The 23,914-nt window shown below is 72.5% G+C and carries 18 protein-coding genes; 3 read left to right on the forward strand and 15 right to left on the reverse strand.

Going from position 1 to position 23,914, the window contains the following annotated elements; genetic code table 11:
- Positions 1-344 precede the first annotated feature (344 nt).
- The 3 genes from EDF23_RS08795 to EDF23_RS08805 all read right to left on the reverse strand — a co-directional run bounded on the left by EDF23_RS08795 (position 345) and on the right by EDF23_RS08805 (position 9,327).
- Positions 345-2,135 (reverse strand): flavodoxin domain-containing protein, encoded by a 1,791-nt coding sequence (locus EDF23_RS08795; protein ID WP_131921438.1) that lies wholly within the window; start codon positions 2,133-2,135, stop codon positions 345-347.
- Positions 2,132-7,699 (reverse strand): glutamate synthase-related protein, encoded by a 5,568-nt coding sequence (locus EDF23_RS08800; RefSeq protein ID WP_131921439.1) that lies wholly within the window; start codon positions 7,697-7,699, stop codon positions 2,132-2,134. The genes EDF23_RS08795 and EDF23_RS08800 overlap by 4 nt, the downstream gene beginning before the upstream one ends.
- 341 nt (positions 7,700-8,040) lie before the next feature.
- Positions 8,041-9,327, reverse strand: coding sequence for a bifunctional glycosyltransferase family 2/GtrA family protein (locus tag EDF23_RS08805; RefSeq protein ID WP_243648867.1), 1,287 nt, complete (start codon positions 9,325-9,327; stop codon positions 8,041-8,043).
- 131 nt (positions 9,328-9,458) lie between these two features.
- On the opposite strand from EDF23_RS08805, the gene EDF23_RS19485 reads away from it, so the two are divergent.
- Complete coding sequence (locus tag EDF23_RS19485) at positions 9,459-10,289, forward strand: helix-turn-helix transcriptional regulator (protein WP_131921441.1); 831 nt, start codon at positions 9,459-9,461, stop codon at positions 10,287-10,289.
- A 57-nt stretch (positions 10,290-10,346) separates the two neighbouring features.
- On the opposite strand, the gene EDF23_RS08815 is transcribed toward EDF23_RS19485, so the two are convergent.
- From EDF23_RS08815 to EDF23_RS08855, 9 genes are all read right to left on the reverse strand, one after another.
- On the reverse strand, positions 10,347-10,835 hold the full coding sequence (locus EDF23_RS08815; protein ID WP_111084734.1) for a hypothetical protein: 489 nt from the start codon (positions 10,833-10,835) through the stop codon (positions 10,347-10,349).
- Positions 10,836-11,143: 308 nt separating this feature from the next.
- Positions 11,144-11,413: a hypothetical protein gene (locus EDF23_RS08820; RefSeq protein ID WP_131921442.1), complete on the reverse strand. Its 270-nt coding sequence runs from the start codon at positions 11,411-11,413 to the stop codon at positions 11,144-11,146.
- Between the two features lie 108 nt (positions 11,414-11,521).
- The gene (locus EDF23_RS08825) at positions 11,522-13,096 is read right to left on the reverse strand and encodes a HAMP domain-containing sensor histidine kinase (protein ID WP_131921443.1); all 1,575 of its coding nucleotides are present in this window, start codon (positions 13,094-13,096) and stop codon (positions 11,522-11,524) included.
- Positions 13,093-13,815, reverse strand: coding sequence for a response regulator transcription factor (locus EDF23_RS08830; RefSeq protein WP_123339010.1), 723 nt, complete (start codon positions 13,813-13,815; stop codon positions 13,093-13,095). Before EDF23_RS08830 ends, EDF23_RS08825 begins: the two co-directional genes overlap by 4 nt.
- Positions 13,816-13,850: 35 nt before the next feature.
- Positions 13,851-16,007 (reverse strand): glycosyltransferase family 39 protein, encoded by a 2,157-nt coding sequence (locus tag EDF23_RS19730; protein ID WP_279388196.1) that lies wholly within the window; start codon positions 16,005-16,007, stop codon positions 13,851-13,853.
- A 113-nt stretch (positions 16,008-16,120) separates the two neighbouring features.
- Complete coding sequence (locus tag EDF23_RS08840; protein WP_131880415.1) at positions 16,121-16,933, reverse strand: fructosamine kinase family protein; 813 nt, start codon at positions 16,931-16,933, stop codon at positions 16,121-16,123.
- A 45-nt stretch (positions 16,934-16,978) separates the two neighbouring features.
- Complete coding sequence (locus EDF23_RS08845; protein ID WP_132099842.1) at positions 16,979-17,545, reverse strand: PIN domain-containing protein; 567 nt, start codon at positions 17,543-17,545, stop codon at positions 16,979-16,981.
- Positions 17,546-17,573: 28 nt separating this feature from the next.
- Positions 17,574-18,008 (reverse strand): excisionase family DNA-binding protein, encoded by a 435-nt coding sequence (locus tag EDF23_RS08850; protein ID WP_131921444.1) that lies wholly within the window; start codon positions 18,006-18,008, stop codon positions 17,574-17,576.
- A gap of 74 nt (positions 18,009-18,082) precedes the next feature.
- Complete coding sequence (locus EDF23_RS08855; protein WP_131880419.1) at positions 18,083-18,931, reverse strand: LysR family transcriptional regulator; 849 nt, start codon at positions 18,929-18,931, stop codon at positions 18,083-18,085.
- A 71-nt stretch (positions 18,932-19,002) separates the two neighbouring features.
- Between EDF23_RS08855 and EDF23_RS08860 the strand changes: the two genes are divergently transcribed.
- Positions 19,003-19,926: a DMT family transporter gene (locus EDF23_RS08860; protein WP_111084731.1), complete on the forward strand. Its 924-nt coding sequence runs from the start codon at positions 19,003-19,005 to the stop codon at positions 19,924-19,926.
- Complete coding sequence (locus tag EDF23_RS08865) at positions 19,923-20,792, forward strand: UbiA family prenyltransferase (RefSeq protein WP_243648868.1); 870 nt, start codon at positions 19,923-19,925, stop codon at positions 20,790-20,792. The genes EDF23_RS08860 and EDF23_RS08865 overlap by 4 nt, the downstream gene beginning before the upstream one ends.
- A 30-nt stretch (positions 20,793-20,822) precedes the next feature.
- Here EDF23_RS08865 and EDF23_RS08870 read toward each other — a convergent pair whose 3' ends face one another.
- The 3 genes from EDF23_RS08870 to EDF23_RS08880 all read right to left on the reverse strand — a co-directional run bounded on the left by EDF23_RS08870 (position 20,823) and on the right by EDF23_RS08880 (position 23,908).
- A complete protein-coding gene (locus EDF23_RS08870; RefSeq protein WP_131921445.1) occupies positions 20,823-22,004 on the reverse strand; it encodes an NAD(P)/FAD-dependent oxidoreductase in 1,182 nt (393 codons plus the stop codon).
- Positions 22,005-22,013: 9 nt separating this feature from the next.
- On the reverse strand, positions 22,014-23,246 hold the full coding sequence (locus EDF23_RS08875; RefSeq protein WP_165901069.1) for an acyltransferase: 1,233 nt from the start codon (positions 23,244-23,246) through the stop codon (positions 22,014-22,016).
- Between the two features lie 89 nt (positions 23,247-23,335).
- Positions 23,336-23,908: a TetR/AcrR family transcriptional regulator gene (locus EDF23_RS08880; RefSeq protein ID WP_131921447.1), complete on the reverse strand. Its 573-nt coding sequence runs from the start codon at positions 23,906-23,908 to the stop codon at positions 23,336-23,338.
- Positions 23,909-23,914 lie beyond the last annotated feature (6 nt).

Raw genomic sequence — 23,914 nt, forward strand, 5'->3', positions numbered from 1 at the left:
GGATCAGAGTCGTCCCTTCGGGCCGGCATCCAGGGAGCCGGTGACGGCAACGAACCGCGGCAGGAGGGGGACCCGAATGACCGTGACGCAGTGCGCGCCCGGCGCCGACCAACCATCGGCGATCGAGTGGCGAGCACGACGGGAGTCCCGGATCAGGAGACTCGTCGTCCAGGAAGCCGGGTCATCGCACCCGGGTCCTTGCGTCACGCCACTGGGCTCGTCGGTCAGGCCTCACTGACCGGCACCCTTCCACAGGACGCCCCGGCAGTCGGATTCGGGTTCCGCTACCGGGGCGTTCTGCTGCCCGGGCGTCCTGCTGCCCGGATCGGGCGGGCACTGCTGGCTCAGTAGACGTCGCGGACGTACCGCTTCGTGCGGCGCAGGTCGGCCAGGTACGACAGCGCGTCGTCCTCGTCCCGCCCGCGGCCGGTGCGGATGACGTCGAGCAGCGCGGCCTCGACGTCCTTCGCCATCCGCGAGGCGTCGCCGCACACGTACACGTGGCCGCCGTCCTCGAGCCAGGCGAACAGCTCGGCGGACTGCTCGCGCATCCGCGTCTGCACGTAGACCTTCTCGGCCTGGTCGCGTGAGAACGCCAGGTCGAGGCGGTTCAGCACGCCCTGCTCCTGCAGCTCGGTGAGCTCGTCCTGGTAGACGAAGTCGGTGTCGCGGTGCTGGTCGCCGAAGAACAGCCAGTTGCGCCCCGTCGCACCGGCCGCGGCCCGCTCGTGCAGGAACCCGCGGAACGGGGCGATGCCGGTGCCCGGACCGATCATGATCATCGGTGCGGACGCGTCGGCCGGCACGCCGAACGACGCGTTCGGCTGCAGGTAGACGTCGACCGTACCGTCGGGGTCGACCCGGTCCGCCAGGAACGTCGACGCGACACCGGCGTACATCCGGTGCGGGTCGCCGTACCGGACGGACGCGATGGTCAGGTGGATGCGGTCCGGGTGCGCCAGCGGGCTCGACGAGATCGAGTACTGGCGTGCCTGCAGCCGGCGCAGGTTCGGCAGCAGCTCGTCGAGTCCGGGAGCGGCCGGTCCGGCGTCACGCAGCAGGTCGAGGACGTCACGGCCCCACAGCCACCGGTCCAGTTCGTGCTTGTCGCCGTGCGAGACGACCGCGGCGAGTTCGCTCGCCGGGGCGCGCTGCACGAGGTCCGCGATGAGGTCCTTCGACGGCGTGCGGACCTCGCGGTCGCTCCGCAGCACCTCGGTGATCGGTCGGCCGTCGAACGACTCGCCGCCGTTCGCGCCGACCTGCTCGAGCAGCTCCGCGACGAAGACCTCGTCGTTGACCGGCACGACCGCCAGGGCGTCGCCGGCGGCGTACTCGATGCCGGAGTCGCCGAGGTCGAACTCGTAGTGCCGGATCTCCTTCGCGCTGCGCGGCGAGGAGAGCAGCCGGTTCTCGGCCAGCCGCGACGGGTACGGGTTGCGCTTGTTCCACTGCGACCCCGGCCGGGAGGCACGGCCCGCGCCCGCCCCGCCGGCCACGGCGGCACCGCCGTCGGCACCACTGCCCGTGGTCGCGCCGGGTGCGCCCGTCGCGCCGGCCTCGGCAGCGAGCCGGTCGAGCACGGCGGCGCTCCAGAGTGCGGCGGCGTCCTCGAAGTCGACGTCGCAGTCCACGCGGTCGTGCACCCGGGTCGCGCCGAGCTGCTCGAAGCGGGTGTCGAGGAGCTTGCCGGCCTGGCAGAACTCGTCGTAGCTGGTGTCCCCGAGGCCGAGGACGGCGTACTGCAGTCCCTCGAGCCGCGGCACGGTGGACGCCTGGACCGCGTCCCAGAACAGGCCGGCGTTGTCGGGCATCTCGCCCTCGCCGTACGTCGAGGTGACGACGAGCACGTGGGTCATCTCGGCGAGCTGCTCCGGGGTGACGGCGTCGAGTGCAGCGGCACGGCCACCGAGCCCGCGGGCCTTCGCCCCGGCGACGAGCTCGTCGGCCAGGAACTCCGCGTTGCCGGTCTGCGTGCCGAACAGCACGTCGATCGTCGTCGTGGGGGCGGCGCCGGACGCCTTCTTGCCGGCGGCGGCGATGCCCGCGATGAACCCGGCCAGCCAGGACTCCTGGGCAGCCGAGAACGGTGCGTCGACGGGGATCAGCGATCCGGTCGGGGGGAGCAGGCTCACGCGGACACCGCCTCGGTCGGCGCCTGGGGTGCACGGCGGGCGATGTCCTCGAGCGCCGCGGTGGCGAGCAGCTCGTCGAAGCGGGCCTCGCGGACGCGGCCGTCGTTCTTGGCGTTCTGGTGCATGATCCACCCCGTGGTGCCCGGTGCGTCCATGCTGCGGTTGTTCCGCTGCGTGAGCGCACGCTTGTAGTCGTCGAGCCGCTTGATCGCGATGAGCGTCGCGAGCTGGTCGTCCGCGAACCGGTCGAGCGTGCCGCGCAGGTACTTCACGACGCGCTGCTTCACCGAGAAGTCCTCGGTCAGGACGAGGTTCTTCACCGCTTCGGTGACGCGGGGGTCGTTCGGACCCGCACCGGGGACGCGCTCGAGGGCGACGTCCTGGGCGACACCGAGCACCGTGTACGACGACAGCAGCGAGAACATGTCGTCGCCCTGGTCGCCGAGGGCCGGGGCCCGGCCGTCGAGGACGGTGCGCTGGTCGCGGTAGTCGACCTTGAACGCACGGAGCTTGTCCGTGGCGATCGAGGACGCGAGCTCGTCGAGCAGCTCGGAGCGGGTGGCCGCCGCGAGGATCTCGCCGGCGTCCTGCGAGAGCAGCAGGGCGCGCGGCATGCCGACGAAGACGTGCTGCCGGGTGGTCTCCCAGTCGGCGAGCAGCCGCTCGGCCAGCGCCGACCCGGTCGCCTCGAGATGCCACTCGAGCAGCAGGCGCGCGCCGGCCTCGTGGAACGCGCCGCGCTCGGTGTCGGTGACGGGGAACACGAGGAGCGAGTCGGTGCTGGCGCGCTGGGCGACCTGACCGGACGGGTCGTACTGGTACAGGAACCCGCCGGACATGCCGTTGCCGAGCCCCTTGCCGAACGCGCCGAGGTTGAACACGGCGCCGCCCGTCATGTACTCGCACCCGAAGTCGCCGACGCCCTCGACCACGGCCGTGGCGCCGGAGTTGCGCACGGCGAAGCGGTCTCCGGCCTCACCCTCGACGAACGTGCGGCCGCCGGTGGCCCCGAAGAGCGCGAAGTTGCCGATCAGGACGTTCCCGCCCTGGTCGGCACTGCCGCCGCCCGGAGCGCGGACGATGATCCGACCGCCGCTCTGGCTCTTGCCGACGCCGTCGTTCGCGGTGCCGGTGTGCTCGAGCACGATGCCGTCGTTGTTGAACACGCCGTACGACTGACCGGCCGAGCCCTGGGTACGGATCGTGACCGCACCGTCGACCAGCCGGCGGCGCCCGCGGTCGTCGGTCGCCACGGCGGGCAGCCCCTGGACGTCCTCGGCGCGGAGCTCGTGGTTGAGCAGGCGCTCGACGTCGATGCCGAGCTGGCCGCCGACGGACTTGTCGCTGTTGCCGAGCAGGACCCCGTGCACGAGCACGTGCTCCTGGGCGTGGTCGACCAGCGCAGTGCGGATGCGCTCGAGCAGCGCGTCGTCGGTGTGGAAGTCCTTCTCCAGGTACTCCGGGTCCGTCACGACCTTCTCCGGCACCTGCGCGAGCAGGGCGCGGGCGTCCAGACGCCCGACGCTCGCCGGGTGGTCGAGGAGCTGCAGCAGGTCGGTGCGACCCCGTGCCTCGCGCAGCGAGCGCAGGCCGAGGCGGGCGAGGATCTGCCGCACGTCGTGGGCGATGTTGAGCAGGTACTGCGCGAGGGCACGCGGGTCGCCCTCGAACGCCTCGGCGTTCGTGGTGAGGCCGGCCGGGCACTTCACGTTGCAGTTCTTCGCCATGACGCAGCCGAGCATCATGAGCGCGGTCGTGCCGAACTCGAAGCTGTCGCCGCCGAGCAGGGCGCTCGTCACGACGTCGGACCCGGTCTGGTGCGCGCCCGAGCACCGGAGCGTGACCTTGGAGCGCAGGCCGTTCGCGACGAGGGCCTGGTGGACCTCGGCGACGCCGATCTCCGCCGAACGTCCCGCGTACTTCAGGCTCGTGACGGCCGCGGCACCGGTGCCACCGGTGTTGCCCGCGACGTTGATGACGTCCGCACCGGCCTTGGCGACGCCGACCGCGATGGTGCCGATGCCCTCGGAGGACACGAGCTTCACGATCACCCGGACACGGGCGGCCTTGCAGTCGTGGATGAGCTGCGCCAGGTCCTCGATCGAGTACGTGTCGTGGTGCGGCGGCGGCGAGATGAGCTCGACGCCGGGGGTGCCACCACGGGCCGCGGCGATGTCCACCGTGACCTTCGGCGCGGGCAGCTGACCGCCCTCGCCGGGCTTCGCGCCCTGACCGATCTTGATCTCGAGTTCCTCGAGCATGGGGTCGGCGAGGTAGCCCGCCCAGATGCCGAAGCGACCCGAGGCGAACTGCTTGATCCGCGAGCCGCGGATGGTGCCGTAGCGGGAGTGGTGCTCGCCGCCCTCACCGCTGTTCGACATGCCGCCGACCATGTTCGTGCCGTGCGCCACCGCCTCGTGCGCGGTGGCGACGAGGGCGCCGTGGCTCATCGCGCCGGACGCCAGGGTCCGGGTGATCTCGTGCGCCGGCTGGACCTCGTCGAGCTCGACGCTGTCGGGCGCGCTCTCGAGCAGGGTGAGCAGCCCGACGGCCGCGCCGGTGGCGCGGAGCGTCACCTGGGTGTCGTCGACGGCGTCGACGTCGACCTGGCCCGGGTACAGCAGCGCGAGGCCGTCTGCCAGGGCCTGGTGGCGCAGTGCACCCGTGGTCCCCGTGGACGCGAGGGCGAGGCGGAACCGCTCCGTGCCTCCCGGCAGGTCCTGGTCGTCCGTCGGACGCGAGCCGGACAGCCCGCGCACGGTGACGCTGGCGTTGCCGGTCGTCGAGAACCGACCCAGCTCGCGGGCGAAGTCCTCGGCCGTGTCGATGCCGGTGACGTCCGCGGGCAGCGCGAGCACGTCGCGGAGCGCAGCGGGACGGCGCGACCGTTCGTCGTGCGTGGTCTGCAGGAACGTGACGTAGCCCGGCGTGATCCGGTGCTGGTCGATCTCGGTGTCACTGAGGCGGTCGTAGCCGGTGTTGCGGTACGCCGCGTCGGTGATGCCGAAGGAGTCGTCGAGCTGGCCGAGCGTCAGCAGGCGCAGTGCGTCCGAGTCGCCGGAGCGCTCGAAGGCCGGACGCTCCTCGGTCATGCCGCCGAACCCGCGGACGCTCGCGACGCCGAACGAGTGGCCGGCACCGTCCGAGCGCTCCTTGAACAGGCCGAGCAGGGGGACCTGGCCCTCGGCCGCGACCGAGCGGGCACGCTCGTGCCAGTCCGTCGCCGCCTGGGCGATGCGGGCGAAGCCGACGCCGCCCACGGGAGCCTGCATGTGCGGGAACACCCGCGCCAGGACGTCGTCGCCGGTGTCCAGGTAGTTCGGCTCGAAGAACGCGCCACCGATGTAGCTCTCGGCGGTGCACAGACCGACGCGGCCCATGGTCTTCGCCAGCGCCTTCTCGGCGGCCTTGCGGAACTGCTTCAGCGCGAGGTCCGTCGCAGTGAGCTCACCGGCGGGGGCCGGCGCGGCGGGGTACTTCTCCTCGGCACGCAGGCGCGCGCTCAAGCTGTACACAGCCGAGGCGCCGAAGCCCAGGGCCGTCGCCACGTGGTGTGACGACGGCAGCTGACCGCTCTCGGCGACGACGGACACCCGCAGGCGCAGCCCGGTCTCGATGAGCCGCTGGTTCACGGCGGCCACGGCCAGGATCACGGGCAGGGGCGCACGGGCCGACGAGACCTCGCGGTCGGTCAGCACGGCGATGCCGCCGGACGTCCCCGCGAACTGCTCCACGGCGTCGCACAGGGCGTCCACGGCGTCGCGCACGGCGTCCGCGTTCGCCTGCTCGTCGCCGAGCACCGGCACGTAGAGCATGTCGAAGCGCTCGAGCGGCACGATGTCCTGGTCGCGCAGGCGGACCATGTCCAGGTGGCCGAGGATCGGCGACTGCACGACGAGCTGTCGGCTCGTCGAACCCGTGCCGTCCGGCTTCGCGCCGAGCGCCACGCGCATGCTCATGCCGTCGGCTTCACGGATCGAGTCGAGCGGCGGGTTCGTCACCTGGGCGAAGCGCTGCGAGAAGTACTTCGCCATGCCGCCCTCGGTGTCGCTCAGGGCGTTGATGGCGTTGCCGTAGCCCATCGCCGAGATCCGCTCCGAGCCGTTCTGCAGCATCGGGTCGAGCATGAACCGGAAGCTCTCCTGGTTCAGCGAGTACGCCACGTACCGGCCGGCGAGCGACAGGTCGCCCTCGTAGCCCAGGGTGGTCGTCGTGCGCTCGTAGTCCGGAGCGGGCAGGTCGTCGAGGTTCACACGCGCGGCGTCGAGCAGCGTGCCGTAGTCGCGGCGGGCCGCGAGCATGCGCAGCACCTCGTCCGTGCGCATCCGGGTACCGGTGCGGTGGTCGACGACGAGCATGCCGCCGGCCTCGATGCGGCCGCGGTGCACGACCTCGTCGGCGTCGAACATGACCTGACCGGCCTCGGACGACACCATCAGGTACTCGGTGGTCTCGACGGTGCGCAGCGGACGCAGCCCCAGGCGGTCCAGGCGCGCGCCGACCACGTCGCCGTCGCTGAAGATCACGGCGGCGGGGCCGTCGTTCTTCTCCTCGTACAGCGAGAAGTACTCGAGCATGTCCCGCACGTCGGCGGTCAGCGTGCGGTCGTTCTCCCACGCCGGCGGCATGAGCGAGACCACGGCCTCGACGATCTCGAGTCCGTCGTCGAACACGCGGCTCTGCAGCGTCTGGTCGAGGCGGCTCGAGTCCGACTGCCCGGGCGGGCGGACGATGCTGCGGGTGCGGGCACGCGCCAGCGCCTCGTCCGACAGCCGGTTCTTCCGGTCGGTGTTCAGCTCGCCGTTGTGCGCCATCAGCCGGAACGGCTGCGCCATCGTCGGGTGCGGCTCGGTGTTCGTCGAGAACCGGGTGTGGAAGTACAGCGTCCGCACCGAGTGCCGCGGGTCACGCAGGTCCGTGAAGTACCCGATGACCTCGCCCGAGTTCAGGCGGCCCTTCAGGATCTGGGTCCGGGCGCTGAGCGACAGCGGGTACAGGGCCGCGTGCTCGGCGCGCTGCTCGGCGGCCTCGCCGTAGGACACCGACTCGATCGCGAGCAGGGCGCGGTTCGCCGCCGCGTCGACCTCGGTGCGGTCCCACTGCTCGGGCGCGCGGAAGACCCACTGCACGATCGGCAGCTGGTACTGCTCGGCCTCGGGCCGGGCGACGGAGTGGTCCACCGGGACGTCGCGGACGACGAGCAGCTCGAAGCCCTGCTGCTCGATGGCGTCCGTGACGGTCTGCCGCGCACGGGCGCGCTCGGCGTCCGCCGCCGCACCTGCGCCGCTCGGCACGAAGCAGTTCGCGACACCGAAGTGACCGGCGCGGAGCTCCTGGCCGGTGATGGCGCTGAAGAACTCCACCGACAGGTCGATGCTCACACCGGCGCCGTCACCGACACCCTCGGCGGACTTGCCGCCGCGGTGGGGGATGGCGCAGAGCGCTTCGTCACCCTTGCGGATGACGTCGTGGTGGGGCGTGCCGTCGAGTCGGGTGATGAAACCGACGCCGCAGTCGCTCGATTCGCGGGCAGGGTCGTAGAGACCGAAAGATGTGGGGTTCACGTGTGCGGGTCCAGTGGGGCGTTGCCGGCAGCGGACGGCCAGGCTGCATCGATGGAGCGCTCGCCGCGGGCAGACCGGTGTTGGCAGTCGGGCCCTGTGGGGTTGTGGTGCGGTACGGCGATGCTACGGCGCGGTATACCGCCCACGCAACACCGCGGGTCCGGGCGTGTGATGGTGTCGCACCGTGCGGGTCTGTTCGGCTGGTGCGAGGTTGCACGCTCGGTGCGCTGTCGTTGCGCTGCACGGAGCGTGCAACCTCGCACGGGATGGGCCACACCGCACGGTGCGACGGGCCGCGCGGGCCGAACGACCCCGCACCGAGTGGCCAGCCCCGCACGGTGTCAGGCCGCGCGCTCGCCGGTCCGTTCGTCGACGGTGATCGGCTCCGTCACCGCCGTGCTGGCGTCCGCGGCGGGGGTCGTGCCGGGGCGGATGAGCTCCGGGCGACGGCGGCCGCTGCGGAACACCCACGCCTTGAACAGCACGAACCGAACGCAGGTCGCGACCAGGTTGGCGGCCGTCAGCACCAGGATCTCGGCACCGTGCGATGCTCCCGGCACGCTGCTGTGGAGCACGACCAGCGACCCCGAGGTGATCGCCCACGCGATGCCGAACACCACCAGTCCCTGCACGTGATGTCGCCCGGCTCCGGCACGCCCCCGCACACCGAACGTGAACCGCCGGTTGAGCGCGGTGTTGCCGATCGCCGTCAGCAGCAGGGCCAGGAAGTCCGCGGTCTGCGCCCCGATCGCCGGACGGAACAGCGCGTACAGCACCGCGAACGCGACGGTCGACAGCACCCCGATGGCGCCGAAGCGCAGCACCTGCCCGAGGAACCCGACGTGCGGTGGCGTGAACGGACGGCGGCCGATGGTCTCGTACACGGCACCCACCGGCACCCGCCCGCTGGCGATGCCCCGCGAGACACGCCACATGCCCTTGAGGTCCTCGGTGGCCGTCGAGGCGATCTGCACCGACGAGTTCACGTCGTCGACCCAGTCCACCGGGACCTCGTGGATGCGCAGCCCCGCGTGTTCGGCGAGGACGAGCATCTCGGTGTCGAAGAACCACGCGTCGTCCTCGCACAGCGGCAGCAGCTGGTCGGCCGCCCGTTTCGTGACCGCCTTGAACCCGCACTGCGCGTCCGAGAACGACACCCCCATCGTCGTGCGGAGCAGCAGGTTGTACGAGCGGGAGATGAACTCGCGCTTGCTGCCCCGAACCACCCGCGACGAGTCCGCCAACCGCGTGCCGATCGCCAGGTCGGAGTGCCCGGAGAGCAGCGGCGCCACGAGCGGCTCGAGTGCCGCGAGGTCCGTCGACAGGTCCTCGTCGACGTACACGAGCACGGTCGCCGGAGACGCACCCCACACGGCCTTGAGCGCCCGCCCACGACCCTTCTCGGGCACGTGGACCGCGTGCACGCCGGGCAGCATCGCGGCCAGGTCGTCGGCGATCCGCGCGGTGTCGTCGGTCGAGGCGTTGTCGGCGATCGTGATCCGCCAGGTGTGGTGCAACGACGTCCGGCAGAACGTGTGCAGGCGTCGCACGTGAGCCGCGAGCGTGTCCTGCTCGTTGTAGCAGGGGACGACGATGTCGATGTCGAGGGTCTGGTTCGTCTCCGTCATGCCGCTCATGCTCGGCAGCGGGCACATGCGGACCGAGGCAGTGCGCTGTGCTCCCGGTAAGAACGGCGTTCGGCGACCGTTCACGTCACGGTCGAACACGACAGGTGTCGCGCGGATACGGTCGACGGACGATGACGACCGAGCGCGACGACGCACACCGATCGGCGGTGCTGCTCCCGGGGGAGCGGCTCGGCCTGGCGCTCGACGAGCGGTGTCCGGAGTTCGAGGAGCTCCTGCTCACCCCTCCGCTGCACGGCATCCGACCGGACGGCCACGACTGGCTGCGACGCCGGTACGCCGAGATCGTCCCGCTCGTGCTCCCCGCCGCGCTGCGTGCCGTCGAGCGCGGTGAACCCGTCGACCGCGAGTGCCTCGCCCAGCTGCGCGCGGTGGCGGCCGCGAGCGCCGAGGACCCCCGCGTCGACGTGTCGGTCGTGCTCCGCGGGGCCCTGCCAGCGATCCGGGTGTTCGCCCTCGTCATGCACACGGCCACCCGCGACCACGCCGTCACGCTCGACCACGCCGGCCGGACGATGCTCGCGATGAGCCGCGCCTCGCTCGTCGCCCACGAACTCGGCTCGTGCTGGGCCGAGGCCTGGGCCCAGCAGCGACGGCGATCGGCGGGCGAGTCCGCGGCGGCGGTCACCACCGGGGAGATCGACCTCGTCGCCCGTGCGCCCGGCCTCGACGAGACCGAGGAGCAGATGCTCGCGCTCGCCGCGCAGGGGCTCTCCAACGACGAGATCGCGAAGGAGACGGCCTACAGCCGCCAGGCCGTCGCGTGGCACCTCGGACGGCTGATGAAGTCGTGGAAGGCGCCGAACCGGACGGCGCTGGTGTCGGTCGCCTTCGTGAAGGGGTGGATCCGTGCACGGCGCGAGGTCCGCGGTGCAGCACGGACCTGGCCCCCGGCGATCGAGCCCGCCGCCGAGCGTCCCACCACGCACGACGACGCCCCCTGAGACCGTGGTCCCCGGGGGCGCCGGTGCAGCGCCGACGGACGGATCAGCGCTGGCGGATCAGCCGCCGTTCACGTGGATGACGTTGTCGATGCGCTCGATGTTGCCGAACGCACCCCAGTTCAGCCAGCCACCGTCACCGTTGTTCGTGATCGAGCCGGGGCCCTTGAACCAGTAGATGACGTAGTTGCCGCCCTTGATGTCGATCGACTGCGCGTCCGCGACGTCGCCGGACACCGTGATGTCCTGGTTCTTGTTGACCACCGCGACGGTGAGGCGGTCGGGGTTGCCCGCGTTCCAGTAGCCGACGTCGAGCGCGGCCTGCACGGCGCCGCCGCGGTCGCTCTGGTCGTTCACGGCGTCCTTGATCGCGTTGACGATCGCGACCGGGTCGAGGTTCACGTTGACGTTGCCGCCGACGGAGGCCGAGGTGCTCGGTGCGGGCTCAGCGGCCTGTGCCGGTGCCGCGACGAACGCCCCGGCGATGACGGCGCCACCGAGTGCGGTGCCGGCGAGGAGCTTGACGGACTTGCGCTTGAACGAGTTCATGATCGTGTTCCCATCTCTGCGGTGGTGACCCGTGTGGGTCGTCCAGCTCGGACAGGACCCAGCCTGCGTCGCCGGGTGCCGGGTTGCACGCGTTCGGCCCGGACGTTGGACGATCGTCTGACGATCCGTCCAGCGCCGCGAAGGTGTGCCACCCTCCGGGGCCCGGCCCGCCGGTGGCGTGCTTCGAGAAGTGGACCCGAGACCCATCCGGACGGTTGGGCGCTCGGGTCTTGCGCTTTCCCGGCGAGTTCTGCGGATCAGACGTCGACGTCCGTGACGACTGACCCGCAACGAGCACGCGGGTACCGTCAGGGTTGCAGCAGGATCTGCATGATCGCGATGACCGCGAGGACCGCGATCGGCACGCCCGCGATCCACAACCCTGCACGGACCTGGGTCCGGCGGATCGTCGGCGGCGCGTGGGAACTCCGGGCGAACTCGGTCGCTGCGACGAGCTCCGGTGCGGCCGCCGGCGGTGCAGGTTCGGGCTGCGGACGGTCGTCGTCGAACGCGGGCACTTCGACCACGAGTTCCGACGGGTCCGGGCGACCCGGCAGCTCGCCGTACTCCTTCGTCATGCGACCAGTATGCGTCGCCGTCGGGGTCGGCGTCCTTCGTGAGCAGCAATGGTCGAGTCGCGCCAGAGCACGCGACCTTTTCTGCTCACGAAGCGGGTGAGGCAGACGTCACGAAGCGGGCACAGGCACCACGTCCGGCAGGTCCACCGTGAACGCCGTCCGACCGGGGCCGGAGGCCACCCGCACGCTCCCGCCGTGCGCCGACACCACGGCCTGCACGATCGCCAGCCCGAGGCCGCTCGTCCCCTGTCCCCGCGCACGGGTCCGCGAGGCCTCACCCCGGGTGAACCGGTCGAACAGGGTCGGCAGGGCCTCCGACGGGATCGGCGGCCCGTCGTTGGCCACGACGAGGCGAGCGGCCGCACCAGCACCGGACGGCCCCATCCGCTGCAACGACACCACCACCGCGGTCCCGGTCGGGGTGTGCGTCCGGGCGTTCGCGAGCAGGTTCGTCACGACGCGGCGCAGCTGCTCCGCGTCGCCCGTCACGGTCAGCGGGTGGTCGTCGACGATCTGCAGGGTCCACCGGTGCCCGGGCGCGGTGGCCCGGGCGTCCATCGTCGCCTCGACCACGATCGAGGTCAGGTCGACGGGTTCGCGCAGGAGCGGGGACACCGGAGCCCCGGACGCCAGGGCCGTCGCGTCGAGCCGCGCGAGCAGCAGGAGTTCCTCGACGAGGTCGCCCATCCGCACGGCCTCCCGGCCGATCCGGTCGACGTTCCGGTGGATCGCGTCGAGGTCCGACGAGCGCGCGGTCAGCTCGGCGTAGGCCCGGACGGTCGCGATCGGCGTCCGCAGCTCGTGCGAGGCGTCGGCGACGAAGGTCCGCATGCCGGCCTCGGCGTCGCGGCGCACCGTCAGGGCTCGGGCGACGTGCCCGAGCAGCCGGTTCAGTGCGGTACCGACCTGCCCGACCTCGCGGTTCGCGGTGAGGTCGGCGTCGGCGACCCGCACCGGGATGTCGGTGTCGCCGCGTTCCAGGTCGAGGTCGGTCACCCCGGAGGCGACCGCGGCGACGCGTTCGAGCGGTCGGAGGGACCGCCGCACGAGCAGTGCGAGGGCCGACGCTGCGACGACGAGGCCCAGCACCGTGACGATCCCGATGACGAGCAACAGGCGGGCGATGGCGGCCTTCAGGTCACCGAGGGGGAGTGCGGTGACGAACACGTCGCCGTCGTCCCCGACCGCCTGCACCCGGTAGGTGCCGAGCGAGCCGAGGTCGATCGTCGCCGGGGCGGCGCCGCTGTCGACCGCGGTGAGCGTCTGCCGTTGCGCCGACGACAGCCCGTGCTGGTCGCCGTCGCTGTCGGTGTACCCGCCGAGCACCACGGTGCCGTCGCGGACGATCGCGACGACGGTGCCGGCGGACTGCCCCGGCGCCCCGATGAAGGCGTTGTCCGGATCCGGACGGTCCGACGACGATCCGGACGACGACCCGGGCGGCGGGCCGGTGGGTGCGTCCGCGCCGTTCCGGCCGCCGACGGTCCGGTTCGCCGCCGTCGACAGCTCCGCGTCGAGGCGGTCGACCAGGTACCCCCGGAACGCGACGACGGTCACCGCTCCGACGACGATGTTCGTCGCGACGAGCAGGAGCGCGACGGCAGCCACGACCCGCCACCGCAACGACGGCACCCGTCCGGCGCGGGTCGGACGGTCCCGGATCGCCTTCGTCGATCGGCTCACGTCGTCGGCCGCAAGACGTACCCAGCCCCGCGCACGGTCTGCAGCATCGGCTCGCGTCCGGCGTCGAGCTTCTTCCGCAGGTACGACACGTACATGTCGACCAGGTTCGACGACGACCCGAAGTCCATGCCCCAGACGCCCGCGAGCAGCTGTTCCCGCGAGAGCACCCGGTTGGCGTTCCGCGCCAGGTGCCGCAGCAGCTCGTACTCGGTCGGTGTGAGCTCGATCGGTTCGCCGGCACGGCTGACGGCGCGGGCGTCCTCGTCGAGGCGGAGGTCACCGACCACCACCTCGGCGCTCCCGCCCACCGCTGCGACCCGAGCGGAGGTCCGTGCGAGGATCCGCGCCCGGACGAGCAGCTCGTCGATGCCGAAGGGCTTCGTCAGGTAGTCGTCGCCGCCGCCGGTGAGTCCGGCGAGCCGGTCCTCGGGGGCGTCGCGCGCGGTGAGGAAGAGCACACGGACGGCGTCGCGGGAGTCGCGGAGGCGCTCGAGCACCTCGAAGCCGTCGATGTCCGGCAGCATCACGTCGAGGACGATGACGTCGGGTTGGAACTCCCGCGCGGCGAACAGGACGTCGCGTCCTCGGTGCACCGCCCGCACGGCCCAGCCGTCCCCCTCGAACGCGAGGGCGACGGCGTCGGCCAGGGCGTGCTCGTCGTCGACGACGAGGGCGCGGACGGGGGTGCCGTCGGTGCGCTGCAGCGGTTGGCCGGTCACGTCCGCGAGCCTATCCACCGCGCCCTCGTCGTCGATCACTTCGTGCTGCTCAGGTCGTAGACGGTCTGCCCGCCGACCGTCGTCGACTCGTAGTTCGCCGCGACCCACTCCTGGATCGCCGATGCGGTGGACGACCCGCCGCCCATCCCGCCGCCACCGGAGCCGGAGGAGACGTAGTACCCGATGTCCCCGTCGGCGACGTACGCCTTGAACTGGGCGAGCGTGGGTGCCGGGTCGCTCGACCAGCCACCGATCGCCATGACGGCGGTGTCGGTGTCGAGTTCGAGCTGCGCGGCCGACTGCGATCCGTTGACGGCGGCCGCCCACTTCGCGTCGGACGCCTCGAGCAGCTTCTGCAGTGCCGACGAGGTCGACGCACCTTCGCCACCGCCCCCGGTCTGGAGGCCCGTCCCCGACCCACCCTCGGAGGTCGCGTCGTCCGTGCCGTCCTGGCCACTGCCCGGTGCCGTGCCGGACGTGCCGTCCGGCATCTCCGGCGCCTCGCCGGACGCGCCCTCCGGCGGGGTCCCGCCGGGACCCTGCTGGGAGTCGGACGTGCTGTCGGAGCCGCCGTCGTCGGAGCCGGAGGTCGACCCACCCGGTCCGCCCGTGCCTCCCGGCATGCCACCCGTGCCGCCGCCGCCCATCCCACCGGAGCTGCTGCCCGCCGGACCGACGCTCGGGATCGAACCGGAGTGCGCGACGGTCGTCGTGGCGAGGGCGTAGGCGGTGGTGCCGGACAGCCCGAACAGGGTGCCGGCGAGGACGCCGACCGTGACCAGCTTGCGGAGCGACGGGACACTGCCCATCACCACGAGCGCTGCGGACAGCAGCCCGCCGGCCAGCATCACCCAGCGGAGCCACGGCAGCCACGTCGGGTTCTCGTTGAGCAGGCACCAGCCCCAGAAGGCGGTGATGCCGATCATGGCGGCCAGGCCGATCCGGCCGACGAACCGCGCTCGTGCGTGCCAGAGCAGCGCGCCGCCGGTGCCGACGAGTCCGGCGATCGCCGGTGCCAACGCGACCGTGTAGTACGGGTGGATCGTGCCGGACATGTACGAGAACACCAGGCCGGTGACCAGGAGCCAGCCGCCCCACAGGACGAGTCCGGCGCGGGCCGGGTCGGCCAGGTGACGGCGTCCGACGACGACCAGACCGACGATCAGCGCGATGAGCGCTGCGGGCAGGAGCCACGAGATCTCGAGCCCCATCTCGGACGAGAACAGCCGGTTCAGGCCCGTCGAGCCACCGAAGGAGCCACCCGCGGTGCCGCCGGTCATGCCGCCGCCTCCGCCGCCGTTGCCCGAGCCGCCGAAGATCCGACCGAGGCCGTTGTAGCCGAACACCAGGTCGAGGACGGTGTTGTTCGTCGAACCGCCGATGTACGGGCGGGACTCGGCCGGCCACAACCACACGGCGACGACCCACCAGCCGGCCGACACCACGAGGGACCCCGCGGCGATGAGCAGCCCGATGACGCGCTTGCCCCAGGTGGTGCGGGCGGCGAACAGGTAGACGAGGCCGAAGGCCGGCAGGACGAGCAGCCCCTGCAGCATCTTCGTCAGGAACGCGAAGCCGAGGGCGACCCCGGCCAGTGCGATCCACTTCCAGCTGCCCCGCGGCAGCGCCCGCACGGTGCAGTACGCGCCGGCGGTCATCAGGAACACGAGCATCGCGTCCGGGTTGTCGAAGCGGAACATCAGGGCCGCCGCCGGCGTGGCCGCGACGACGAAGCCGGCGAGCAGCGCGCCCACGTTCGCGGTGGTGGTGCCGACGCGGGCGAGGGTGCGGCGAACCGTGCCCCACACCAGTGCGACCGAGCCCACGGCCATGAGCGCCTGCGGGAGCAGCAGGCTGAAGCTCGAGAAGCCGAACAGCCGCGCGGACAACACCATCACCCAGAGCGACGCCGGGGGTTTGTCGACCGTGATGAAGTTCGACGAGTCGAGGGAGCCGAAGAAGAACGCCTCCCACGACTTCGTGCCGGCCTGCACGGCGGCGGCGTAGAAGCTGTTGGCGTACCCCGAGACGCTGAGGTCCCAGAGGTACACCACGGCGGTCACGGCGAGGAGCGCCCAGAACGCCGGCCGGAGCCAGCGGGCGTCCTCGCGCTCGCCGAGGAACAGGCGGGCGAGCGGCTTGCGACGCCGATCCTGCGCGTCGGTCAGCGCGGGGCCCCTTCGATCGGTCACGGGTATCGGGTACGTGGTCATGTCGATGAGCATCCGGGGCGTTCCCCGAGCGCGGCACTGCGCCGGCTGTGCGCGGCCTAAGGATGCACGGTGCGAGCCTGCACCGTGCGCGGTCAGGCGTACCGCTGCGCCGCGTGCAGGGCCGCCCCCGTGTACGACCCACCGAACAGGAACACGTGCAGCAGCAGCGGCGCGAGCTGGTGGAGCTCGACGCGCTCCTGCCAGCCGTCGGCGAGCCGCGACTCCCGGTCGTAGGCGGCGAGCACCGTCTCCAACCGAGGCAGCCCGAACAGTCCGAGCAGCGCCAGGTCGGTCTCGGCGTGCCCGCCGTGCGCGATCGGGTCGATGAGCACCGCGCCGGTCGGTTCGGACGCGTCCGTCGGCCAGAGCACGTTGCCGGCCCACAGGTCGCCGTGCAGCCGCGCGGGCCGGTCCCCGACGAGTGCGGGCTGCGGCGACCCGAGCGTGCCGTCCTGCACCCGGTCGGCGACCCGCTCGAACACGGCCGCCTGGGCGTGGTCGAACCCGCCGGCGTCGACGATTCGGCGGACGAAGTCGCGGATCCGGTACTCGGCGAAGAACGCGCCCCAGGTACTCGGTGCATGCGCTGCGTCGACGAACGGGGTGCGGGAGCGTCCCATCCGGAGCGCGGAACCCGTCGTCCAGCCGGCGGGCGGTGCGCCCCAGTGGTCGGCGCCGGCGGCGTGGGTGTGCGCGAGGGAGCGTCCGAAGCGCTCGGCCTGTGCGGCGGTGGGGGAGCCGTCAGTGATCAGCTCGAGGTCGAGCACGGTCGTGGCCGGCCGGTCCAGCACCCGCGCGATCCTGGTGCCGCCAGCGTCTTCGGCCTCGGCGAGCCAGCCGAGGCCGGCGGCTTCGGCTGCCGCTTCGTCCGGGGTGGTGAAGGTCTTCACGTGCGTCTCGGCCATCGGTCCATCCTGCCGAGGGGTCCCCGTCGTCCGTTCAGCGCACGGTCATCCGGCGAGGAACCGCAGATGTCGTTCCACCCGCCCGGCGAACGTCGGACAATCGGCGTCACGGAGCGCCCCGGGCAGGCTCTTCCGTGCGCCGCGGGGACGGCTGGACCAGTACCGCGCCTGCTCGCGCACGACGTCGCGCACGATCCACGGCGCCGAGTCGTCGACCAGGCTGAAGAACTCGTCACAGCGGTACACCTCGTACATCGCTGCATCCGTCGCGCGGAGACCACGGTCCTGCGTGAGGAGGACGTGCGCCCCGCAGGCGATCGCGGCGGCGTGCACGTGCCGGTCGTCGGGATCGGTTCCGTGGTACTCGACCGTGGCGTCGAAGTCGTCGACGAGCTCGTCGATCGAGTCGAGGATCGCTGCTCGCAGCCGGGAGACGGCCGACCCCGGCCTGTCGGGGTGCAGTCGGCGGAGGGTGTGCGTGGTCTCGGCCAGTACGTCCTCGGTCGTGTGGAGCTGGAACATGCCGTCCGTGTGGAGTCGGAGCAGGCACGTCCAGTCTCGCAACGTCCGGCTGCAGAAGACGTTCGCGTCGACGAAGACCCGCTGAAGCATCACATATCAAGCCTACCTTGACCGGGTGTCAGTCGAAGGCCTCACCGGACTCGAGCAGTTCGCGAGCTGCCGCAGCGCGGGTGACCCGTCGTGCGTCTCGGGCTGCGAGGACGTCCGCGCGCCGGAGCCGGTGGTGGGTCCCGACAGTGTGTGCAGCGATCTCACCTCGGCCGATGGCCTTCATCAAGGTGGGTCGGGAGATCCCGATGACGTCGGCGGCGACGGTCGTCGTCATCTCGTCGGGGAGGATGCTCGTCGACACGCCAGCCCCGTCGGCCATGCTGCGGACGAGGTTCGCGACGAAGCCTCCGAGTCGCTCCGGGAGCACGAGTTCCGTGCCGTCGTCGAGGTGGAGCTCGACGGTCGCGACCTGTCGATCGCCAGCGCGCTCGACGAGGTCGACGGCCTCGGCGCGAGCGACCTCGTCGACGCGGAGGGGCCGTGGCGTCGTGGTCTGGCGCATCGGGTCTCCGTCTCGCGTCCGTTGGTGGGCAACTGGCTCAACGGTACCGGGGTTGCACTTGCAAGTGCAACCCGTCAGACCGCGTCGACCAGCGCCCTCGCCAGCGGGTGCCACTCGCGCGACGACGGGCCGCTCAGCACCAGGGTCCGCTCGAGTCGCCGGGCCATCGGCACCATCACGAGGTCCGGCGGCAGCATCACCCGGCCGAGCGTCGGCACGATCGAGACGCCCTCGCCCCGTTCGATCATCCCGAACATGGTGCTCATCTCCCGCACGCGGTGGGCGTACCGGAAGGGGCGTCCGTCGAGCTCGTGCAGCTTCTGGATCTGGTACTCGCACCCGCCGCCGCCCGCGACCAGGCCGTCCTCGTGCAGGTCGTCGAGCGTGAGCGCGGGCAGCTCGGCGAGCGGGTGGTCGCGCCGGACGACGGCGGCCATCTCGTCCCGGGCGACGACGACGCCCCCGGCCGGCACCGGCGCGGGGTCGACGAGCACGGCAGCGTCCACGGTGCCGCTCTCGAGCCACTCGGGCATCTCGTCGTCGTCGCCCTCGTAGACCTGCACGTCGACGTCGGGCAACGTCACCGCCCACAGTTCGCGGAGCCGCGGCAGCAGGCCCTGGCAGACGGTGGGGACGGCCGCGAGTCGCACGGTGCCGCGCGCCGTGGCGGGCCGGACCACTGCCTCCAGGGCGTCGACCGAGGCGAGCACGCTGCGGGCGTGGGCGAGCAGGCGGTCGCCCAGGGGTGTCGGGACGGCGACCGCGCCGCGCCGGACGACCGGCCCGCCGACCTCGCGCTCGAGCCCGGCGACGGCGTGCGAGACGGCCGACTGGCCGACGCCGAGCACGGAGGCCGCGGACGTGAACGACCCGGCGTCGAGCGTGGCGACGAACGCACGGAGCTGGGGGACCGAGACGGTCATGCGTGCTCCTCATGTCGGCATGAACCCCATGCGTTTGCCGCATGGGCGTTGGTGGTTCGACACTAGGCCACATGAACGCCCTCCTCTACGGTCTCGTCGCCCTCACCTGGGGCTCGAGCTTCCTCTTCGCGAAGATCGGCCTCGACGGACTCGCACCGCAGCAGGTCGCCACCGTGCGGACCGTCCTGGGCGGCGTGACGCTCGTCGTGCTGTTGCTCGCGACCCGTCGGCGCTGGCCGCGGGAGCCCCGCGTGTGGGCGCACCTGGCGGTCGTCGCGTTCTTCCTGAACGCCCTGCCGTCGTCGTTGATGGCGTGGGCCGAGCAGACCGTGCCGTCCGGGCTCGCGAGCATCTACAACGCGACGACCCCGATCATGACGCTGGCGGCGCTCGCGGTGCTCGTGCCCTCCGAACGGCTGCGGGGCCGGCAGGTGGCCGGGATCGTGGTCGGCATCGTCGGCGTGCTGGTGCTCGTCGGTCCGTGGGACCTGCTCGGCGACCCGGCCGTCCTGGCGAGCGTCCCGGGGCAGGTCGCGTTGCTCGGCATGACCGCGTCCTACGGCATCGGCCTCGCCTACCTGCGGCGCGTGGCGGTGGGCAGCGCGTACGACCCGGTCACGATCGCGACGGTGCAGCTCACGCTGGCGTCCGGCATGCTCCTGCTGGTCGCGCCCGCCATCGCCACCGGCCCGGTACAGCTGGACGGGAGGATCGTGGCCGCGATGGTCGCGCTCGGTTGCGTCGGCACCGGGCTGGCCTACGCGTGGAACACGCGCCTGGTGCAGGCGTGGGGCGCCGGTCGGGCGTCGACGGTCACCTACCTGACGCCGGTGGTCGGCGTGGCGCTCGGCGTGCTCGTGCTCGGTGAGCGCGTGCGGTGGAACGAACCGGTCGGTGGACTGGTCGTGCTGCTCGGCATCGCGCTGGCCTCGGGGGTGCTCGGCCGCCGGAGTCTGCGTCGTCCGGCACGCCCCGCCCGTACGCTGGCCGGGTGACCTCCGGCCAGGACCCCCACGTGGTGCGACTGCTGTTCGCCTCGTCCCACCCCGGCCCGACGGTCACGGTCACGGTGCTCGCCGCCGTCATCGCCGCGGCCGTCGGACACCCGGTGTGGCTCGTGGTCCTGGTCGCGCTGACGGTGGTCGCCGGACAGCTGTCGATCGGCCTGGCGAACGACTGGATCGACGCCGACCGCGACCGTGCCGTCGGCCGGAGCGACAAACCCGTCGCCCGCGGACTCATCGCGGTGGAGACGGTCCGCACGGCGGCGTTCGTGACGGCCGGTGCCGCCGTGGTCCTCTCGCTGTTCCTCGGGCCCGTCGCCGCTGTCGCGCACCTGGTGCTCGTCGCCGCCGGGTGGGCCTACGACGCCGGGCTCAAGCGCACCGTGTGGTCGGTCGTGCCGTTCGTCGTCGCGTTCGGGCTGCTGCCCGTGGTCGCGGTGTCCGCCGGTCCCGAGGGGCTGTGGCCGGCGTGGTGGGCGATCGCCACCGGCGCGGTGTTCGGCGTCGCGATCCACTGCACGAACGTCCTGCCCGACCTGGTCGACGACGCCGCCACCGGGGTCCGCGGGTTCCCGCACCGCCTCGGGCTCCGGGGAGCCGGGATCGTCGCGTTCGGGTCGCTCGTCGTCGCGGCCGGCCTGGTGCTCGGCGGACAGGTGCTCGGCGACGACCCGGTCCGCGGCATCGGGGTCGTGCTCGCCGTGGTCGGGGCGGTCGTCGTGCTGGCGCTCGCCGTGGTGGGGGTCCGGCTGGTGCTGGCGGGACGGGCGTCGCGGACCCTGTTCCGGCTCGTCATCGCGTCGTCCCTGGTGCTCGTCGTCGAGCTCGGGTTCGCCGGGGCGCGGCTCGTCGCCTGACGCGAGCCGGCCGCGCGCCGACGCGAGCCGTCAGGCCCAGCGCATGGCGTAGAGCCGAGCCAGGCCGTGCGCGGTCGGCAGCGACAGGACGGTCCGGAGCAGCGCCTCCCGTCCGATGGCGGAGACGGCACCGAGCGGACGACCGAGGCCCATGTTCGCCTCGGCCTGCCGGGCCGCACGGCGGGCGGCTGCCTGCCGGCGGGCGGCGTAGCCGGGCCACGGTCCGGGCACGCCGGTCCGGACCGCACCGGCGAGCAACGGCGCGAGCTCGGCCGCGTCGAGCCAGCCGAGGTTCATGCCCTGCCCGCCGATCGGGCTGATCTCGTGGGCGGCATCGCCGACGAGCACGACCCGGCCGACCCCGACGCGGTCGGCGACGCGGCGCCGCACCCGGAAGCCGCTGAGCATCGTGCAGGAGGACGGATCCGGGACGACGCCGGTGCGTGCGGCGACGATCGCGGCCAGTCGTGCCGCCGTCTCCGGGTCGGGGGTCGCGCCGCTCGGGGCGAACGCCAGCGAGTCCGGCACCAGGGCGACGTACCGGCGCCGACCGTGCGGCAGGGGGAAGGACTCGACGACGCCTCCGGGGCCGACGTCCACCAGGGCCGCGGTCCGGGCGTCGGCGCCTTCGGGGTCGGCGAAGTCGCCCATCACGTAGCGGTCGGGGTAGTCGCGTCCGGTGGTGCCGATGCCGAGCAGGTCACGGACGACGCTCCGTGCGCCGTCGGCCCCGACGACGAACGCCGCCCGGACTGTGACCCGTGCGCCGTCCGGGCCGGTGCCGACCGCGTCGACGTGGTCACGGTGCCGGGACAGGGTGGTCACCGTCGTGCCGGTGCGCAGCGCGGCTCCGTCGGCAGCGGCCAGCCGGTCCCGCAGCAGGGACTCGGTGCGGTGCTGGTCGAGCGTCGCGACGTACGGGTGGGTGTCCGAGGCACGGTCGAAGGTCAGCGTGCCGAGCGTCCGCCCGCGGCTCCGCGCGACGCCGGTGCGCACGACGGTGGCCTCGGCGAGCACCGGGACGTCGAGCCCGATCGCGGCGAAGGCGTCGAGGGACGGCGGGTGGATGCCGATGGCGCGCGACCCCTCGGGTGGACCGGGGCGACGCTCCCACACCTGCACGGCGATGCCCCGCGCAGCCAGCAGCGCGGCGAGGAAGAGGCCGACGGGACCACCGCCGACGACGAGGACGTCGGTGCGCTCCGTGGTCACGGGCCGAGCCTACGGTCGGGCGGTCGAGCCGCGCACAGCTGCACTGCTCGTGCGCAGCCGGCGACGGAGCCGCTCCACGGGGACCTCGACCGCGTAGGCGGCACCGATCGACACGAGCAGCACGATGCCGACCAGCCCGACCGTGCCCCACGCGCCGATCGCGAACGTGCCGAGCAGCGCGATGACGAGCGGGTGCCACAGGTAGGCCGAGTACGACACCCGTCGTCCGAACCACGCCACCGGGGTCCAGCTCAGCGCCGTGGCGACGGGCGAGCGCACCGACACCAGGCCACCGATGAGCATCGCCGAGATCACCCCGGTGACCGGCAGGACGACACCGAAGGTCCAGGCGTGCTGCGTCCAGTCGTCGTCGATCCAGAGCAGCACACCCACCAGGAGACCGAGGCCGGTCCAGGTCGCGACGTGTCCGGCGACCCCGGCTGCCCGGACGCGCACCCGTTCGTCGTCGAGCAGCAGCGCGAGCGCGCACCCGAGCGCGAGCGGTACGACGCCGAGCACCGGCGAGAAGTACACGTCGGGGGTGGCGCCGCCGCTCGGGGACCGGTAGCTCGCCCACGACGCCGCAGACGCCCCGACCACCAGGACGCCGAGGCCCGTCAGCAGCCAGCGCCGTCGGGCCCGCAGTGTCGCGAGCAGGACGAGCACGGGTGGCCAGACCAGGTAGAACTGCTCCTCCATCGACAGGCTCCACGTGTGCGCGAACACGCCCTGCGTGGTGTCCCAGAACGCGCGGAAGAGGTTGCCGGTGTAGGTCAGGGCGATGACCCCGGCCTCGCCCGCCGAGAACGACGCGCCCTTGTAGTCACCGACCCAGTTCCACAGCAGCAGGCCCACCGCGACGAACACGAGCAGCGCGGGGTAGAGCCGGAGCAGGCGCTTGAGCCAGAACGAACCCAGCCGGACACGACCGGTGCGTCGGCGTTCACCGAGCAGCAGCGTGGTGATCAGGAAGCCGGACAGCACGAAGAACACCGTCACGCCGATGAAGCCGCCCTCGAACTGCGGGACGTGTAGGTGGTACAGGACGACGGCGAGGATCGCGATGGTCCGGAGTCCGTCGAGGGCGGGTGCGCGATGGGTGAGCGGGGGCGGTGGCGTCCGGCCCGTCGGGTCGCCGTCGGCCCGGCCCCGCGCGGTCGTCGCGTGGCCGGGCGCGGTCGTCGCGCGGCCAGGTGCCGTCGTCGCGCGGACCCGCTCGGGCGAGAGCACGTCGGTCGTCACGGGCACCTCCTGCGCGATCGGGAGGCCACGACAGCGGGACGCGTCGTGACCGGATCGTCACATGATGCGCGCGGCAGGTAAGAGCCGACTCAACGCCCGGGGTGCACCAGCGTCGCCAGGGCGTCGAGTCGTTCGTGCACGATCGCAGCGAACGGGCGGTCCTCATCCGGAGCGATCCACTGAGCGAAGGACAGGTGGAACACCGTCACGGCGGTCTCGGCGGCCATCGTCGCCGTCGGTTCGGGGACGCCGCGCTCGCGCATGACCACGCCCAGGCGTGCCTTCAGGGTGGCGAGCTTGCCGAGCTCCCGTTCGCCGAGCGCTGCGTTCGCGTCGATGATCGTCTGCCGGGCCCGCGACCACGACCGGCGGTCCTCGGGGAAGAACCCGGCGGCGGCGTCGAGGGCGCGGCCGACCAGGTCGAAGGGCGCCGCGTCGGCCGGGGCGGCCGTGATCGGGTCGACGAACATCGCGAGGAAGTCGTCCTGGCCGGCGAACAGGACCTCGCGCTTGTCGGCGAAGTGCCGGAAGAAGGTGCGCTCGGTGACCTGGGCCTCGGCGGCGATCCGCGCGACCGTGGTGCCGTCGTAGCCCTCGGACGCGAAGAGCTGCAGCGCGACCGCCTGCAGTCGTTCACGCGTTCCGGGTTGCCATCGGGCCATGCGGAG

The sequence above is a fragment of the Curtobacterium sp. PhB128 genome, assembly GCF_004340725.1.
Lineage (GTDB): Bacteria > Actinomycetota > Actinomycetes > Actinomycetales > Microbacteriaceae > Curtobacterium.